A 15,514-nucleotide genomic window follows, 5' to 3' on the forward strand; every position below is an offset into this window, starting at 1 on the left:
CGCTAACCTTATTAATACGTTGGTATTTAATAGTAAACACTTTTTTATGTATCAAAATAAAATCTTGGTGTTGGCCTAAGCTATTACATATTTATATCTAGCTGTTTTTGAATTTATTTTGTTAAATTTCAAACATTAAACAGTGTATTCAAACGTATTAACTAAGTAATAAGTGCTATATGCAAGCAAATTATAAATTTATTATTACTATTATTTTGACGGCAGCTTCAACGTTTGGAGCTGTTGCTCAAAATAAAACCCATAAAGATGTGGTTTTAGATGGCAAGCCAGCTAAATTAAATGTAATAACAGGAGTTGTTAACTTGGTAGAACTTAAAACAATTCAAGGTGAGCAAGTTGAAGTATTATCAATGCCTAATTCAGTTATTAATACTAATTTAATAACGAGGTCATCTACGGCTAATAAAATTGATTCTACAAAAGCAACTCATACAAATAGACCAGATACTTTAGCCAATTATTATAAAGCTAAACATACAATAGTGTCTACAGATGAATTGGAAACATCAAAAAATGTAGTCATAACTCCTAATTCTACTGCAACTTTAGAATCAGATAAATGGCCTGAAAGTAAACGACTCGAAGTCAAAGAAACAGCAACGTCTAGGGTTTATGAGGTTGAAAACTCGACAAACTATAACGGTAATACCTCAGATTTTCATGAAGTACTAAAAGGAGAAACATTATACGCTATATCAAAACGTTATCATACAACTTTAGGCGATCTTAAAAAAGCAAATAACTTACAAACAACCTTAATTAAGACAGGTCAAATATTACGAATCAAGAATTTTGATTCAAATTATAATGTACAGACTTCAAATAATTGGGTGGTATCTAAAGGTGATACTTTATATAATATTGCTAAAAGAAACCATACAACTGTAGCTGCTATAAAATCTTTAAATAATTTAAAAAGTAATCTCATAATAGTGGGGCAAACACTTCAATTAAAGTAGAATTTTTTCTTTTCAAAAAATAAATCAGATATACATTCGTTTTAAACCTGAGTTCAACAAAATATTTGTTTTAGTTTGAATTAATTTTTATTTACTTTGCACACTTATATGCTAAAGAAAATTACCACGTTTATTTGCCTGTTTATAACGGCTTTTACTTTTGCGCAAGTAGGTGGTGAGTCCACATACCAATTTTTGAACCTTATATCATCGCCACGTCAAGCAGCACTTGGAGGTAAAACGATTACCAATTATGATTATGATGTTACAAGTGGCTTATTTAATCCTGCGTCAATAAATGCTGAAATGGATAACCAATTGGCCCTCAACTATTCTAGTTATTTGGGCGGAATTAGTTATGGTACAGCTGCATACGCTTACACTTGGGATAGACATGTGCAAACGCTGCATATTGGGATGACTTATATTAACTACGGAAGTTTTGATGGTTACGATCTCAATGGCGTATCTACAGGAACATTTACAGGAAATGAAGCAGCACTATCTGCTGGTTATGCATATCAAATACCGTTTAGTGATTTTTATTTAGGTGCCAATTTGAAATTAATCACATCAAAATTAGAACAGTATAATTCTATTGGTATTGCTACAGATCTTGGAGCCATGTATATTAATGAACGTTTAGATTTTCACGCTGCATTAGTTGTAAGAAATTTAGGTACTCAAATAGTGACTTATGCAGGTTTACAAGAAAAACTACCTTTAGAAGTGTCATTAGGATTATCACAAACCTTAGAAAATATGCCTTTACGATGGCATTTAACTTTTGAAAATTTGCAAGCTTGGCCACTTGGGTTTTCTAATCCAGCACGAGCTACAACAGATTTAGATGGTAATCAAACTCAAGAGGAAGTTGGATTTTTAAATGAAGTTTTAAGACATACAATAATAGGAGCAGAGTTGTTTCCAGATAAAGGTTTTAATATTAGATTAGGATATAATTTTAGAAGAGCAGAAGAATTACGTATTGAAGAACAACGCAATTTCTCTGGTTTATCCTTTGGTGTAGGAATTAAACTTAATAAAATGAGATTTAATTTCACTCATGCACGATATACAGGAGCGAGTAATGCTAATTTCTTCGGAATTCAAATAGATTTGAGATAATGCAAAATATTACAATTGCCATAGACGGTTTTTCATCTACAGGAAAAAGTACAGTTGCTAAGCAATTAGCTAAAGCCTTAGGTTATGTATATGTAGACTCTGGAGCAATGTATCGTGCTGTCACGTTGTATGCTATGCAAAATGGTTTTATTGATACAGAATGTTTTGATGAAGAACGCCTCATTTCTCATCTAGATCAAATTAAAATTAGTTTTAAATTTAATGCAGAAAAAGGCTTTGCTGAAGTCTATCTTAATGGTGAAAATGTTGAGAAAGAAATTAGGTCTTTAGAGGTTTCTAGTTTTGTGAGCCCTATTGCTACCGTTTCAGAAGTTAGAGAGCAGTTAGTAAAACAGCAACAAAATTTTGGAAAAGATAAAGGTGTTGTCATGGATGGTCGTGATATTGGAACCGTGGTTTTTCCAGATGCAGAGTTGAAATTGTTTATGACGGCTTCTGCAGAAAAACGAGCACAACGTCGTTATGACGAATTGTTAGAGCGTGGAGATGATGTAAGTTATGAAGATGTTTTAAAGAATGTTCAAACAAGAGACCATATAGATTCTACAAGAGAAGATTCTCCTTTAACTATGGCAAATGATGCCATAAAGGTTGATAATTCTAGTATGAATTTAGAAGAACAATTTGAGTTTGTTTTTAAACTTTCCGAAGAAAAAATTAAAGAAATAAATGCATAAAAAAACCGTTCAGTGTTAGGTTGAACGGTTGTTTTTAATTTCTAAGTTATTTTAGAACTATGCGTTTGGGATAATTAATTCTTGATCTGGATGAATTACATCTGGATTCTTTAATATATCAGTATTAGCTGCAAATATTTTTTGATATTTTGAAGCGTCTCCATAATAATGTTTAGCTATTTTACCTAAAGTCTCACCGCTTTTCACAGTATGTCTTGTATAAATTGAAGTGTCTGCTACTTTAATATCTGCCATAATATCTTGAGGACTATCGCCTCCTATTTTTTTAATAGCATCCCATAATAAATCTTTTTCGTATTGTGTTTTTGCAGTTCCCCACATTTTTAATTTACCGTCTTCGATTTTTACATCACCATCTTGTATGTCTAATGTTTGACCTAAATCTAATACCTCTTGATATTTTGCTTTTACCATAATAATGTTTGTTTTTTTTATTTAAGTGTTATAACTATTGTAAATATACCAAATTATGTGCCAAGAATTAAAACGTCAAACAATGATTTTTTAACATTTTTATATTCTGAAATTCAATAGATTAGACAATTGGTTAATTATTTTGTTTTTATAATAAATAATGATTATTTTTGCACTCCTTTTTGGCGAACTATAGAAAGACAAAAGGAATAAACAAAAACAACAATAACGCTTCTGTGTGTTATCGCTTAAATCTTTCAAAACATACAGAATACAAATTTTAATTCAGCACATGTCTGAAAAAGAAACAACAAAAGCCGAAGTAGAATCTACTGAAGCAGCAGTAACAGCAACAGAAACTACAACTGTTGAAACTCCAAAAGAGGAGAAAGTAAATCCAGAACAATTTTTAGCAGATTTCAATTGGCACAATTACGAAGAAGGAATTGATCCTGTTGATGAAAAGCAGTTAGAAGAGTTCGAAAAATTAGTATCAGAAAATTTCGTTGACACTTTAGATGACGAAGTAGTAGAAGGTACAGTTATTCATATCTCTGATCGTGATGCGATTATTGATATTAACGCAAAGTCTGAAGGTGTAATTTCTCTTAACGAGTTTCGTTACAATCCAGATTTAAAAGTTGGAGATAAAGTAGAAGTATTAATTGATGTTCGTGAAGATGCAACTGGACAATTAGTATTATCTCACAGAAAAGCTCGTGTTATCAAAGCATGGGATCGTGTAAACAATGCACATGACACTGGAGAAATCGTAAATGGTTTTGTAAAATGCAGAACTAAAGGTGGTATGATCGTTGACGTATTTGGTATTGAAGCTTTCTTACCAGGTTCTCAAATTGATGTTAAGCCTATTAGAGATTACGATCAGTATGTAAATAAAACAATGGAATTTAAAGTTGTGAAAATCAACCACGAATTCAAAAACATTGTTGTATCTCATAAAGCACTTATTGAAGCTGATATTGAGGAACAGAAAAAAGAAATCATTAGCCAATTAGAAAAAGGTCAAGTATTAGAAGGTATCGTTAAAAACATTACGTCTTACGGTGTGTTTATTGATCTTGGTGGTGTTGATGGATTAGTTCATATCACAGATTTATCTTGGTCTAGAATTAATCATCCTAATGAAATCGTAGAATTAGACCAAAAATTAAACGTGGTAATCTTAGACTTTGATGAAGATAAGTCTAGAATCCAATTAGGTCTTAAGCAATTAAGCAAGCATCCTTGGGAAGCTTTAGGTGAAGATGTAAAAATTGGAGATAAAGTAAAAGGTAAGGTTGTTGTTATTGCAGATTACGGTGCATTCGTAGAAGTAGAAGAAGGTGTAGAAGGATTAGTTCACGTAAGTGAAATGTCTTGGTCAACACATTTACGTTCTGCTAACGATTTTGTAAAAGTTGGTGATGAAATAGATGCAGTTATCTTAACATTAGATAGAGAAGATCGTAAAATGTCTCTTGGTATTAAGCAATTAACGCCAGATCCATGGACAGATATTACATCTAAATATCCTGTAGGTTCTAAGCATTCAGGTATTGTACGTAACTTTACAAACTTTGGAGTATTTGTAGAATTAGAAGAAGGAATTGATGGGTTAATTTATATCTCAGATTTATCTTGGACTAAGAAAATCAAGCACCCAAGTGAATTTACTAACGTAGGTGATACTTTAGAAGTTGTAGTTCTTGAACTAGATGTTGATGGACGTAAATTATCTTTAGGTCATAAACAAACAACAGATAACCCATGGGATAAGTATGAAACTGAATTCGTTTTAGGATCAGTACATACTGCTGAAATTGGAGAAATCGTTGATAAAGGAGCAACTATTGACTTTAACGAAGACATCGTGGCATTTGTACCACAACGTCATTTAGAAAAAGAAGATGGTAGCAAGCTTAAGAAAGGTGAATCTGCAGAGTTTAAAATTATTGAATTCAATAAAGAATTTAAACGTGTAGTCGCTTCTCATACAGCAATCTTTAGAGAAGAAGAAATAGCAAATGTAAAAGCAGCAGTGAAGAAGCAAGAAGCTCAAGCAGCAGAAGCAAAACCAACTTTAGGTGACGCTAACGACGCTTTACAAGCGCTAAAAGATAAAATGGACGGGAAAAAATAAAACCTGAATATTTTTAATATCAAAAAGAGCCTATCATTTATGATAGGCTTTTTTTATGCCATAGATCTCTATAATTACATTTATTATAAGGTAGGCAATCTAAAACCAAACTCATAAAACATGCTGTTTTGCATTATGCCTTTACACGATAAAAATATTGCAATACAAAAATTTTACCTTAACTTTGTTTACCAAATACGTTTGGAAACCACATGAGTCAAAAAGTGTTACTTAATGCTAAAACTATAAACATCATTCTTCATAGATTGGCATGTCAACTCATTGAAAATCATAATGATTTCACTAATACTGTCCTTATAGGTTTACAGCCTAGAGGAAAATTTCTTGCAAATCGTTTAGCCGAAATGTTAAGAACCCACTATAAAATCAAAAACATACAATTAGGTCATTTAGACATTACTTTTTATAGAGATGATTTTAGAAGAGGAGAAAAAATATTAGAAGCTAATACAACAGATATTGATTTTATTGTAGAAAATAAAAACATTGTTTTTATTGATGATGTATTGTATACAGGTCGTAGTATTAGAGCTGCTTTAACAGCTATTCAATCATTTGGAAGACCTAATGAAATAGAATTACTCACTTTAATAGACCGACGTTTTAGTAGACATCTACCAATACAACCTAATTATAGAGGACGTCAAGTAGATGCTATAAATGAAGAAAAAGTAAAGGTAAACTGGATGGAGAACGAAGGCGAAGATGCAGTTTATTTAGTAAATAGTTAATATTGAATAATTAAAATTGTAGAGCCAACAAAAGTTGGATTATTGCAATCTGAATACGAAAAAAATGAGCGAACTAAGTGTCAATCACTTACTAGGTATTAAATATCTTAATGAACAGGATATTCAATTAATTTTTGAAACTGCAGATCATTTTAAAGAAGTGATCAATAGACCCATTAAAAAAGTGCCTTCGCTTAGAGATATAACAATTGCTAATTTGTTTTTTGAAAACTCTACAAGAACAAAATTATCTTTTGAACTTGCAGAAAAACGACTCTCAGCAGATGTTATTAATTTTTCAGCATCTCAATCATCTGTTAAAAAAGGAGAAACTTTAATTGATACTGTAAATAACATTCTATCTATGAAAGTAGATATGGTAGTTATGCGTCATCCTAACCCTGGAGCAGGCGTGTTTTTATCAAAACATGTTAACGCAAGTATTATAAATGCAGGAGATGGAGCACACGAGCATCCAACGCAAGCACTACTTGATAGTTATTCTATACGAGAACGGTTAGGTGATGTAAATGGTAAAAATGTTGTTATAGTTGGAGATATTTTACATAGTAGAGTAGCACTCTCAAATATTTATGCTTTAAAATTACAAGGTGCAAATGTCATGGTTTGTGGACCAAAAACCTTACTCCCTAAGTATATCAAAGACTTAGGAGTACAAGTAGAAACCAATTTAAGAAAAGCTTTAAACTGGTGTGATGTTGCCAATATGTTACGCGTACAAAACGAACGAATGGATATTAGTTATTTTCCATCAACTAGAGAATATACACAACAATATGGAGTGACTAAAGCACTTTTAAATTCACTGGATAAAAATATAACAATAATGCATCCAGGACCAATAAATCGCGGAGTTGAAATTACGAGTGATGTTGCAGATTCTGACCAAGCTATCATTTTAGATCAAGTTCAAAATGGTGTCGCAGTGAGAATGGCAGTCATTTATTTATTAGCTTCCAAAATAAAACACTAAATCATGATTATAGATCAAGACGAAAATACGACCATTATAACACAAGAAAAAGCATCTATTATAGAGCTTGTTAAAAAAATTGACATTCTATATGATCGTTTTAAAAATAATAATATCATTGTAAATATTACAAAATTAGATGTTGTTAAATTGTCAGATGTCATCGAGTTTTTACAATTATCAAACAAACATCGTAAAGCAAAACACTCATTTGTTATCGTTGCAAATAATGCAAGTTTTGATGAAATGCCAGACGAAATCATTGTTGTGCCATCAATGAAAGAAGCCAATGATGTTATTGAGATGGAAGTGATGGAGCGTGATTTAGGATTCTAAAATAAAATAAGATTGTAACGTTGTAAGTCGTTAAATTGTTACGATTCTTTTTAAAAAGACTGGGCGACTTATTATCATATGAAATTAACTATACTAGGCTGTTACAGCGCAACTCCTCAAGTACATACAAATCCTACAGCTCAAATTCTAGAGATTAAAAACCATACGTTTTTAATTGACTGTGGAGAAGGTACACAAGTTGAACTACGAAGAAATAAAATAAAATTTAGTAGAGTAAAGCATATTTTTATATCGCATTTACATGGTGACCATTGTTTTGGTTTGGCTGGCTTAATTTCAACATTTAATTTGCTTACACGAGAAGCAGACTTACATGTTTATGCTCCAAAAGGTTTAAAAGAAGTCATTACAATGCAAATGAAATTATCCGATTCTTGGACTAATTATCAACTGATTTTTCATGAATTGACATCTAAAACTTCAGAATTAATATATGAAGATGATAAAGTTGAAGTCTACACCATCCCATTAAATCATCGAGTATATACCAACGGCTTTCTATTTAAAGAAAAACCTGGTGACCGTAAATTAGATATGAATGCTGTTTTAAATGCAGACATTGATGTCGCTTATTACCGTAAACTAAAACAAGGTGCAAATGTTCCCGATAATGATGGTAACATGATAGAAAATGCTTTAGTTACCAAAGACCCTAAACCTTCAAAAAGTTATGCGTTTTGTAGTGACACTGTTTATGATGAGTCTATCATACCTATAATTAAAGAGGTTGATGTTTTGTATCACGAATCTACATTTATAGAAAAAAACGCAGCTTTAGCGATGCCAACCAAACATTCAACGGCAAAGCAGGCTGCAACTATTGCAAAAAAAGCAAATGTTGGCACCTTAATATTAGGTCACTATTCAACGAGATATGATAATATATCAGTATTTAAAACAGAAGCTAAAAGCGTTTTTCCTAATGTAAAATTATCAAGAGATGGCAAGCAATTTAATTTTGATTAAATTCTTTTAAACCTTTCATCCACTTAATAGCTTCATCTAGGCTTCTGCATCGTTTCAAACTCTTGTTAAAAAAATGCTTTTCTATACTAGAGTTCAAATAACTAAAATTTGTATAAGAGACTATTGCAGATGCTACCACAAAGTCGTAATCTTTATTAAATTCTGCCCATAATTGTGGATCAAATGAATACGAATTAACACGATTTGCAATATATCCAATCTTCTTATTGTTTTTTATTTCTTCAGAAAATTGAGAAACAAGCTCTCCTGCAATTTCATAATTTACATGTATACCTTCATTAAGCTCTGAAATAGCAAAATGATTTGTGATATAGATTTTTCCGAAAGGAAATACAACTTTTTTATAATCTAAGAGCTTAGCGTATTTACTGTTTTCAAATGTCATTAAATAGGGATTATTTTTTAAATTTAGGGTAATTATATAGACCTTTAAAACAAAAGGCAAATTAATCTCAATACTATTTTCTAATGAATACAGACTTAGGCAATTATAGAAAATCTTACGAAAAACAAGAACTACTAGAAACCAACGTAAGTGATAATCCAATGGAGTTATTTCAACAATGGTTTCATGAGGTCGATGAGAATTACAATGTGGGAGAGACCAATGCTATGACGTTAAGTACTATAGGTCTAGATGGTTTTCCAAAGAGTAGAGTAGTGCTTTTAAAGAAATTTACTTTTGAAGGTTTTATTTTTTATACCAATTATGATAGTGAAAAGGGTAAAGCTATAACAAGTAACCCTAACGTATGTATTTCCTTTTTTTGGCCAGCTGCAGAGCGCCAAATTATAATTAAAGGCAAAGCAGAAAAGATTGCTCAAAATTTAAGTGATGGTTATTTTGAATCTAGACCTAGAGGCAGTCAACTTGGCGCTTTAGTTTCTAATCAAAGTGAGGTGATTAAAAATCGTACAGTGCTTGAAGAAAAACTTAACAGTTTAGAACATAAATTGGAAGGTCAAGAGATTGAACGTCCTGAGTTTTGGGGAGGTTTTATCGTTAAACCTATTGAACTAGAATTTTGGCAAGGTAGACCAAATCGATTGCATGATCGACTACGTTTTCAATTAGATAGTGATTTTAATTGGAACTTAGATCGTTTATCGCCATGAGCCGATTTAAAGTTATCGACCAAATGCATAAATTGTAGGAAATAACTGTAAGTAAAATGCATTTCAGCGAATAATAACACGTTTAAACTTGATTTATTTGAAAAACGGTGTATATTGTCGATGAAATCAATGATTATATAGATATCCCCAAGTCTAACTAATCAATTTTATTAACAAACCAATTTAGACCCCAAATCTAAATACCTAATTAACCTACGTTATGAGAATTTCAAGATTCTTGCCTTTATTGGCTGTATTTACGATGTTATCGTTTTCGTCATGTTCTTCTGAAGAATTTCCAAGTGAAACAATTGATAGTATGGATTTACCAGTAGCACCTGCTGCAAAAACTATTGAGATTGAAATTTTAGAGCTTATAAATAGACATAGAATTAATGAAGGTTTAACACCTTTAAACAATCATGGTACAATTAAATCTGTAGCATTTACGCATACAGATTATATGGTTGAAGTTAATAATGTATCTCATGATAATTTTTTTCAACGTAAAAACAGTTTAATTGATAACACTAGCGCAACTCAAGTATCTGAAAACGTAGCATACGCGTATAGTTCAGCTCAATCGGTAGTTAATGCTTGGTTAAATAGTGAAGGACATAGAAATAATATAGAAGGCGATTATACAGATTTTGATATTTCCGCAGAACAAAATGAAGAAGGTAAATGGTATTTTACAAACATCTTTATAAAAAGATAAAATGAATAAAAATTGATTAATAGCAAATCGTTATTTTTAAGCCACAGTTAGTGATACTAATTGTGGCTTTTTTTATAAACTTAAATACCTTTAATTGTGAAATATGTCTACATCATCCCCTTTTTTTTAGTTACCTCTTTTGCTTTTGCACAATCAACTATTAAAAAAGATATTGATGACAAATACCTTGATAAATTACTCATCAATAGCGATAGTACTTTAGCAACAGAGTTTCAAAGATTTGCAGTAAACTTGTTTAAAAAAGGAACCTCACTTAATGATTCAATTTTTAATGAAACTACACGAGATAGAGTTATTGGTATTTGTTTAATTTATAAAGAGAAAGATAACGTCAAACAAGAACTTGAAATTACATTAAACACGTTAAGTTATAAAGATTTGCGTACCAAAGATTTTCATAAAAGTATTTACTACGGAAAAGGAAGAGAGGGTTTTGCTAACTTCTTTGTAGATCATGATACAGATGAGCAATTATCAATGATTAATGAAGCTGTTAATTTTTATTTAAAGCACGATTCTATACCTAGAAATCATCCTGCTTACCAATTTACGAGAACCTATGAAAATGATGATGAATATTTTGAAAAATTTTTTAAAACCGATAAATATTCAACATTAATTATTGGGTCTACTTATGCCTATCTTAGGCAAAACGGAAATTATATCATTCAAATAGAAGGAGGACCAGATAAAGCATTAAACAAGGATACAGAAGAGTTATACGTAACCGATTATTTTATTGATGATTGGTATAGCATAAGCGTATTTATAATTGATGACTCAAATAACAAGGCTTATAATAGAGCTTTTAACGATTAGATTATTGTAAATAAAAAAGCAGACTCGAATGAACAAGTCTGCTTTATAGCAAATTTAGGTTGGCACGTAATTTTGTTATTCTTCCAAAATATAAAAATATGAACGTCGATTTTCTTGATGTTCTTTTTCGGTGCATTTCACACGGTTAGAACATTTGTTAAGCAATTGTGATTCGCCATAACCAATAGCGCTTTCAATACGGTTTGCAGCAACTCCTCTAGAGATAATATACGCTCTTGTCGATTTTGCGCGTCTGTCAGACAATTTTTCATTGTATTTATCGCGACCACGACTATCTGTATGTGATTCAATCTTAATCACCATCGTTGGGTGAGTTCTCATAACATCTACAATATTTTCAAGCTCATATTGTGCATCGGTTCTAATATTTGATTTATCAAAATCAAAGAAAATAGGATTGATAACAATTTGACTTTCAAGCAGTAAAGGTTCTAAGTATAAATCAGCTTTAGTTACGTTTTCATGTTCGTTATTTGTAGTCACCTTCTTTTGATCTTCTTTAAAGTCTTCTTTGCTTCCAACAACAGTATAATTTTTATTACAATCTACTTTAAATTCATAGGTACCATCTTCTTTGGTTACAATTTCAGAAATAATTTTACCAACGTCATTAATTAGTTTAACAGTAACACCAGGTAAAATGTCATTATTGTTTTGATTTCTGGTAATGCCATTAATAGTTTGTTCACAAAAAGAAGCATCAAAAGAATATATATCATCACTACCTTTTCCATCAGGTCTATTGGATGAGAAATATCCTGTGTGATCATTTTTTTCTTCGGAAATGTTCTTGAAAAACGCAAAGTCGTCATACCCACTATTATATGGTGCACCGAGATTTTCTGGTGCGTCCTTTGAATCTATATCTTTTAAAATTTTAGATTTAAAGATATCTAATAACCCTAAATTTAAATGACCATCTGATGAGAAATAAAACGTGCTGTCTTTTGCTATAAACGGAAACATTTCACGACCTTCGGTATTAATTGTTTCACCTAAATTTCTAGGTTCAGAGTAGGTGTTACCTCCTCTAATATTTACAACATAAATATCTGTATTTCCTTTACCACCTTCACGATCAGATACAAAATACAATTGCTTGTTATCTGGGCTCAGCGCAGGATGACCTGTAGAAAATACGTCGTCATTAAATGGTAACTCGGTAATGTTTGTCCATAACGAATCAACTAAAGTGGCTTTATAGATTTTAAGATGCGTAGTACCTTCATTATCATATTTCACTTTTTTATGACCTTTTCCAACATTATCTCTAGTAAAATACATAGTAAGTCCATCATTAGTTATGGCTATTGAAGCTTCATGAAAATCGGAGTTTACTTTTTCTGCAGAAATAAAATTTGGAGTACCATAGGTTATGCTATCAGATGCTTCATTAACCTCTAATTGATAGAGATCTAAAAAAGGTTCTTGATTCCAGCCGTACACTTTTTTCTTATCCTCGTTTCTAGAAGAAGCAAAATATAATTGACCATTATGAACATAAGATCCGAAATCGGCATATTTTGTATTAAAGGGTAGGTTCTCGATTTTTACTAATTTGTTATTTTCAGAATTTGCTAACTCATTATATTTAGCAATATTTTCAGGATTATAACCTTCAATTCTAGAATCATTATTTTGAATTTCCATGAATGTTTTCATCCAAGCATCAGCTGCCTTATAATCACCTAAACTTCTTAAAGATTGAATGTGTTTATAGATATACTCAGGATTAATTTCCTTTTCATCATATTTTAAGGCTTTATCATACCAAAACGCGGCGTCTTTAGATTTTGAATTGTTATAATAGCAATCTCCTAAACGGGTAAGTACATGCAAACTCGTGTCTCCTTTTTTTAGAACTTCTTGGTAGAGTTCAGTGGCTTTTAGATAACCATAGTTGCTAAAAAACTTATCTGCAAGTTTTTCTTGGGCTATCAAAACGGTGCTACTTAGAGCAAATATTAAGATTAAAAACTTTGTTTTCATTTGTTCGTTTTTTAGAAGTATCTAGGGGATTTAATACGTTTGCTTTTAAATATTTCAAACATAAGTAATATTTCGTGTGTACCACTTGTGTAAGCTCTTAAGTCTGAAATAGGATATTCGTAGGCGTAACCAATTCGCAATTGTTTTGATATTTGAAAATCGGCTATTGCGCCCAAAGCAGCTGCACGTTCATTCATTCTGTAAGCAGCTCCAGCCCAAAATTTTTCATAGAATAAAAAGTTTGCTGTAAGATCAAAAGATAAAGGCGCACCATTAGTTGCTTTTAAAAGGGCAGCAGGTTTGAATTTTGTATTTTCACTTAAATCTAATACATAACCTCCTGTAAAATAGTAGCTAATTCTTTCTAATGCCTGAAACTCTGCATCTCCTGTATAATCAGTATTTAAAAGTCGTGGAGCAGAGAGACCTAAATACCATTTTTGACTATGCCAATACACTCCAGTTCCAATATTGGGTTTCCAGCGATCTTCAAACCCAAATATGACCGGATCAAAAGATTGAGATTGTTGAAAATCTGCATCTAAGCTATAACTTGTAAATCCGGCTTTTAAACCAAAAGCAATTTTACTTTTTTCACCTGTTGGGATGGTATATGAAAAATCTCCATATAGATAAGAGAAGTTTTGATATCCAAGCTCGTCATTAATAAATGAAAAGCCTAAACCAACTCTTTCATTTCTCATAGGTGTATGGATTGACAATGTTTGAGTTTGTGGACCTCCTTCAAGACCTACCCATTGACTTCTATGTAAACCTACAACACTCAATGTTTCTCTACTACCTGCATAAGCCGGATTTATAGAAATCGTGTTGTACATGTACTGAGTGAACTGAGGAAGCTGCTGAGCAACACTCATCCAGCTACTAAACAGTATAAATGCGATTATATTAAACTTTACTAATTTCATATAGGTTAAGATTTATTTTGTAGACACGTAGATTGGTCCTGTTTTTGGTTTTAATCCACTATTCTTTATGTTTAGTACATAGTAATAAGTACCAGTTGGCACAAAGCTTGAATTTCCTACGGAAGCTTTTGATGACGTACCATTCCAATCATTTTGGTAATTGAAATTCTCGTATATTTTTGCTCCCCAACGATTAAAGATTTGAAGCTCGTAAGTGAAACCACAGTCTTCAGTACCAGTTATCGTAAAGAATTCATTAACACCATCAAAGTTAGCTGTTACCGCTTTAGAAATAACAAGATCTTCATCACCACAAGGGAAAACAACACATTCATCATTAAGAGTAATAGTCACGGTAATTTCACCAGGACAATAGCCACCATACGTATATGTGAATTCATAATCTGTTAATTGATCTTCTGTAAATTGGCCGTCTACATCTAATAATGTACTTGGATTAAAATAGCTACCATCAATTAACACGTCTCCATTATTTACAGTCCATACGCCATCTGGATCATAATCTCCATCGAGTAAACTAAATAAATCAAAATCAAAATCATCACCAATACATAATTCAGCGTCATTAGCTTCAAGCGCATTTTCTATACTTACGTTAACAGTTTGAGTGAAAATAGATTCATTGCCACAATCATCTGTTACAAACCAATCTCTTATAATGATGTAATCTATTGCAGTACCATCATTAGTTGATGTTTCGTTAAATTCTACAGTTATATTAGTAGAACATGCATCTTCAAAAACAAGTTCTGGTACTTCAGGAATATCACCACATAGCACGTCGATTTCTTCTTCTAAGTCACCTACTAATGTTGGCACTGTAGTATCTTGAATAGTAATTGTTTGAATAAATGTTGTTGTATTTTCACAGTCATCTGTTAATGTCCATGTTCTAAGTATAGTAGAATTGTTTGGGCAATCACCATTTATAGTTTCATCAACAAATGTGGCTTGGAGTCCTGTAGAACAATTATCAGCTTCATCGGTTACATCACCTGTTAAGTTTATGTCAGTTATATCTTCATGACACTCTATTGATACATCTGCAGGAACCGTAAATGTTGGAGCAGTACTATCTTGTATTGTGATTGTTTGTACTAACGCTGTTGCATTTTCACAATCATCAGTTACCGTCCAAACTCTTGTAATCACATAAGTATTTGCACAACTACCTTCTACCATAGTATCAACAAATGAAGTTTGTGGTTCAGTAGTGCAATTATCAGCTTCATCGGTTACATCACCAGTTAGAGTTACATCGGTAATATCGGTATCACATTCTAAAGTTACATCTGCAGGCACTGTAAATGTTGGAGCCGTTGTATCTTCTAGTGTAATTGTTTGAACTAATGTTGTTGTATTATCGCAGTCGTCAGTTAGTGTCCAGGTTCTTGAAATGATAGATG

16 protein-coding genes are annotated in these 15,514 nt (G+C 31.8%); 11 read left to right on the top strand and 5 right to left on the bottom strand.

All coding sequences use genetic code 11. The annotated features are described in order from the left end of the window. Positions 1–179 precede the first annotated feature (179 nt). From TD29_RS02250 to cmk, 3 genes are all read left to right on the top strand, one after another. Complete coding sequence (locus TD29_RS02250) at positions 180–980, top strand: LysM peptidoglycan-binding domain-containing protein (RefSeq protein ID WP_040278615.1); 801 nt, start codon at positions 180–182, stop codon at positions 978–980. Positions 981–1,088: 108 nt separating this feature from the next. Further along, on the top strand, positions 1,089–2,108 hold the full coding sequence (gene porQ, locus TD29_RS02255) for a type IX secretion system protein PorQ (protein WP_040278616.1): 1,020 nt from the start codon (positions 1,089–1,091) through the stop codon (positions 2,106–2,108). After that, the gene (gene cmk, locus TD29_RS02260) at positions 2,108–2,806 is read left to right on the top strand and encodes a (d)CMP kinase (protein WP_040278618.1); all 699 of its coding nucleotides are present in this window, start codon (positions 2,108–2,110) and stop codon (positions 2,804–2,806) included. The genes porQ and cmk overlap by 1 nt, the downstream gene beginning before the upstream one ends. A 57-nt stretch (positions 2,807–2,863) precedes the next feature. On the opposite strand, the gene TD29_RS02265 is transcribed toward cmk, so the two are convergent. After that, complete coding sequence (locus TD29_RS02265; RefSeq protein ID WP_174435334.1) at positions 2,864–3,241, bottom strand: LysM peptidoglycan-binding domain-containing protein; 378 nt, start codon at positions 3,239–3,241, stop codon at positions 2,864–2,866. Positions 3,242–3,533: 292 nt separating this feature from the next. Between TD29_RS02265 and rpsA the strand changes: the two genes are divergently transcribed. The 5 genes from rpsA to TD29_RS02290 all read left to right on the top strand — a co-directional run bounded on the left by rpsA (position 3,534) and on the right by TD29_RS02290 (position 8,453). After that, entirely contained in the window at positions 3,534–5,384 is a 1,851-nt protein-coding gene (gene rpsA / locus TD29_RS02270) for a 30S ribosomal protein S1 (RefSeq protein ID WP_040278621.1), read from the top strand. Between the two features lie 212 nt (positions 5,385–5,596). Further along, complete coding sequence (gene pyrR, locus TD29_RS02275; RefSeq protein WP_040278622.1) at positions 5,597–6,136, top strand: bifunctional pyr operon transcriptional regulator/uracil phosphoribosyltransferase PyrR; 540 nt, start codon at positions 5,597–5,599, stop codon at positions 6,134–6,136. Between the two features lie 64 nt (positions 6,137–6,200). Then, positions 6,201–7,130: an aspartate carbamoyltransferase catalytic subunit gene (locus TD29_RS02280; RefSeq protein ID WP_040278624.1), complete on the top strand. Its 930-nt coding sequence runs from the start codon at positions 6,201–6,203 to the stop codon at positions 7,128–7,130. Positions 7,131–7,133: 3 nt separating this feature from the next. Next, positions 7,134–7,466, top strand: coding sequence for a hypothetical protein (locus tag TD29_RS02285; protein ID WP_040278625.1), 333 nt, complete (start codon positions 7,134–7,136; stop codon positions 7,464–7,466). Positions 7,467–7,544: 78 nt separating this feature from the next. Then, complete coding sequence (locus TD29_RS02290) at positions 7,545–8,453, top strand: ribonuclease Z (RefSeq protein WP_040278627.1); 909 nt, start codon at positions 7,545–7,547, stop codon at positions 8,451–8,453. Here TD29_RS02290 and TD29_RS02295 read toward each other — a convergent pair. Further along, positions 8,440–8,859 (bottom strand): hypothetical protein, encoded by a 420-nt coding sequence (locus TD29_RS02295; protein ID WP_040278628.1) that lies wholly within the window; start codon positions 8,857–8,859, stop codon positions 8,440–8,442. The two genes, TD29_RS02290 and TD29_RS02295, sit on opposite strands and share 14 nt — an antisense overlap. A gap of 83 nt (positions 8,860–8,942) precedes the next feature. On the opposite strand from TD29_RS02295, the gene pdxH reads away from it, so the two are divergent. The 3 genes from pdxH (at position 8,943) to TD29_RS02310 (ending at position 11,148) form a co-directional block, all read left to right on the top strand. Then, positions 8,943–9,590, top strand: coding sequence for a pyridoxamine 5'-phosphate oxidase (pdxH, locus tag TD29_RS02300; protein ID WP_040278629.1), 648 nt, complete (start codon positions 8,943–8,945; stop codon positions 9,588–9,590). Between the two features lie 220 nt (positions 9,591–9,810). After that, a complete protein-coding gene (locus TD29_RS02305; protein WP_040278631.1) occupies positions 9,811–10,308 on the top strand; it encodes a CAP domain-containing protein in 498 nt (165 codons plus the stop codon). Positions 10,309–10,404: 96 nt separating this feature from the next. Beyond that, complete coding sequence (locus tag TD29_RS02310; protein ID WP_040278632.1) at positions 10,405–11,148, top strand: hypothetical protein; 744 nt, start codon at positions 10,405–10,407, stop codon at positions 11,146–11,148. A 75-nt stretch (positions 11,149–11,223) separates the two neighbouring features. Here the strand turns inward: TD29_RS02310 and TD29_RS02315 are convergent, their stop codons facing one another. From TD29_RS02315 to TD29_RS02325, 3 genes are all read right to left on the bottom strand, one after another. Then, positions 11,224–13,158: an OmpA family protein gene (locus tag TD29_RS02315; protein ID WP_040278633.1), complete on the bottom strand. Its 1,935-nt coding sequence runs from the start codon at positions 13,156–13,158 to the stop codon at positions 11,224–11,226. 11 nt (positions 13,159–13,169) lie between these two features. Beyond that, positions 13,170–14,087: a PorP/SprF family type IX secretion system membrane protein gene (locus TD29_RS02320; RefSeq protein ID WP_040278634.1), complete on the bottom strand. Its 918-nt coding sequence runs from the start codon at positions 14,085–14,087 to the stop codon at positions 13,170–13,172. 12 nt (positions 14,088–14,099) lie between these two features. Continuing rightward, positions 14,100–15,514: gliding motility-associated C-terminal domain-containing protein (locus TD29_RS02325; RefSeq protein WP_040278635.1), on the bottom strand; the 1,415-nt coding region annotated here is incomplete at its 5' end.

It is taken from the genome of Psychroserpens damuponensis (assembly GCF_000826655.1).
GTDB classification, from domain to species: Bacteria; Bacteroidota; Bacteroidia; order Flavobacteriales; family Flavobacteriaceae; genus Psychroserpens; species Psychroserpens damuponensis.

Bases quoted from the DNA above. Each gene is read 5' to 3' on its own strand.
- TD29_RS02250 (WP_040278615.1), top strand. From the start codon at position 180: ATGCAAGCAAATTATAAATTTATTATTACTATTATTTTGACGGCAGCT.
- porQ (WP_040278616.1), top strand. From the start codon at position 1,089: ATGCTAAAGAAAATTACCACGTTTATTTGCCTGTTTATAACGGCTTTT.
- cmk (WP_040278618.1), top strand. From the start codon at position 2,108: ATGCAAAATATTACAATTGCCATAGACGGTTTTTCATCTACAGGAAAA.
- TD29_RS02265 (WP_174435334.1), bottom strand. From the start codon at position 3,241: ATGGTAAAAGCAAAATATCAAGAGGTATTAGATTTAGGTCAAACATTA.
- rpsA (WP_040278621.1), top strand. From the start codon at position 3,534: ATGTCTGAAAAAGAAACAACAAAAGCCGAAGTAGAATCTACTGAAGCA.
- pyrR (WP_040278622.1), top strand. From the start codon at position 5,597: ATGAGTCAAAAAGTGTTACTTAATGCTAAAACTATAAACATCATTCTT.
- TD29_RS02280 (WP_040278624.1), top strand. From the start codon at position 6,201: ATGAGCGAACTAAGTGTCAATCACTTACTAGGTATTAAATATCTTAAT.
- TD29_RS02285 (WP_040278625.1), top strand. From the start codon at position 7,134: ATGATTATAGATCAAGACGAAAATACGACCATTATAACACAAGAAAAA.
- TD29_RS02290 (WP_040278627.1), top strand. From the start codon at position 7,545: ATGAAATTAACTATACTAGGCTGTTACAGCGCAACTCCTCAAGTACAT.
- TD29_RS02295 (WP_040278628.1), bottom strand. From the start codon at position 8,859: ATGACATTTGAAAACAGTAAATACGCTAAGCTCTTAGATTATAAAAAA.
- pdxH (WP_040278629.1), top strand. From the start codon at position 8,943: ATGAATACAGACTTAGGCAATTATAGAAAATCTTACGAAAAACAAGAA.
- TD29_RS02305 (WP_040278631.1), top strand. From the start codon at position 9,811: ATGAGAATTTCAAGATTCTTGCCTTTATTGGCTGTATTTACGATGTTA.
- TD29_RS02315 (WP_040278633.1), bottom strand. From the start codon at position 13,158: ATGAAAACAAAGTTTTTAATCTTAATATTTGCTCTAAGTAGCACCGTT.
- TD29_RS02320 (WP_040278634.1), bottom strand. From the start codon at position 14,087: ATGAAATTAGTAAAGTTTAATATAATCGCATTTATACTGTTTAGTAGC.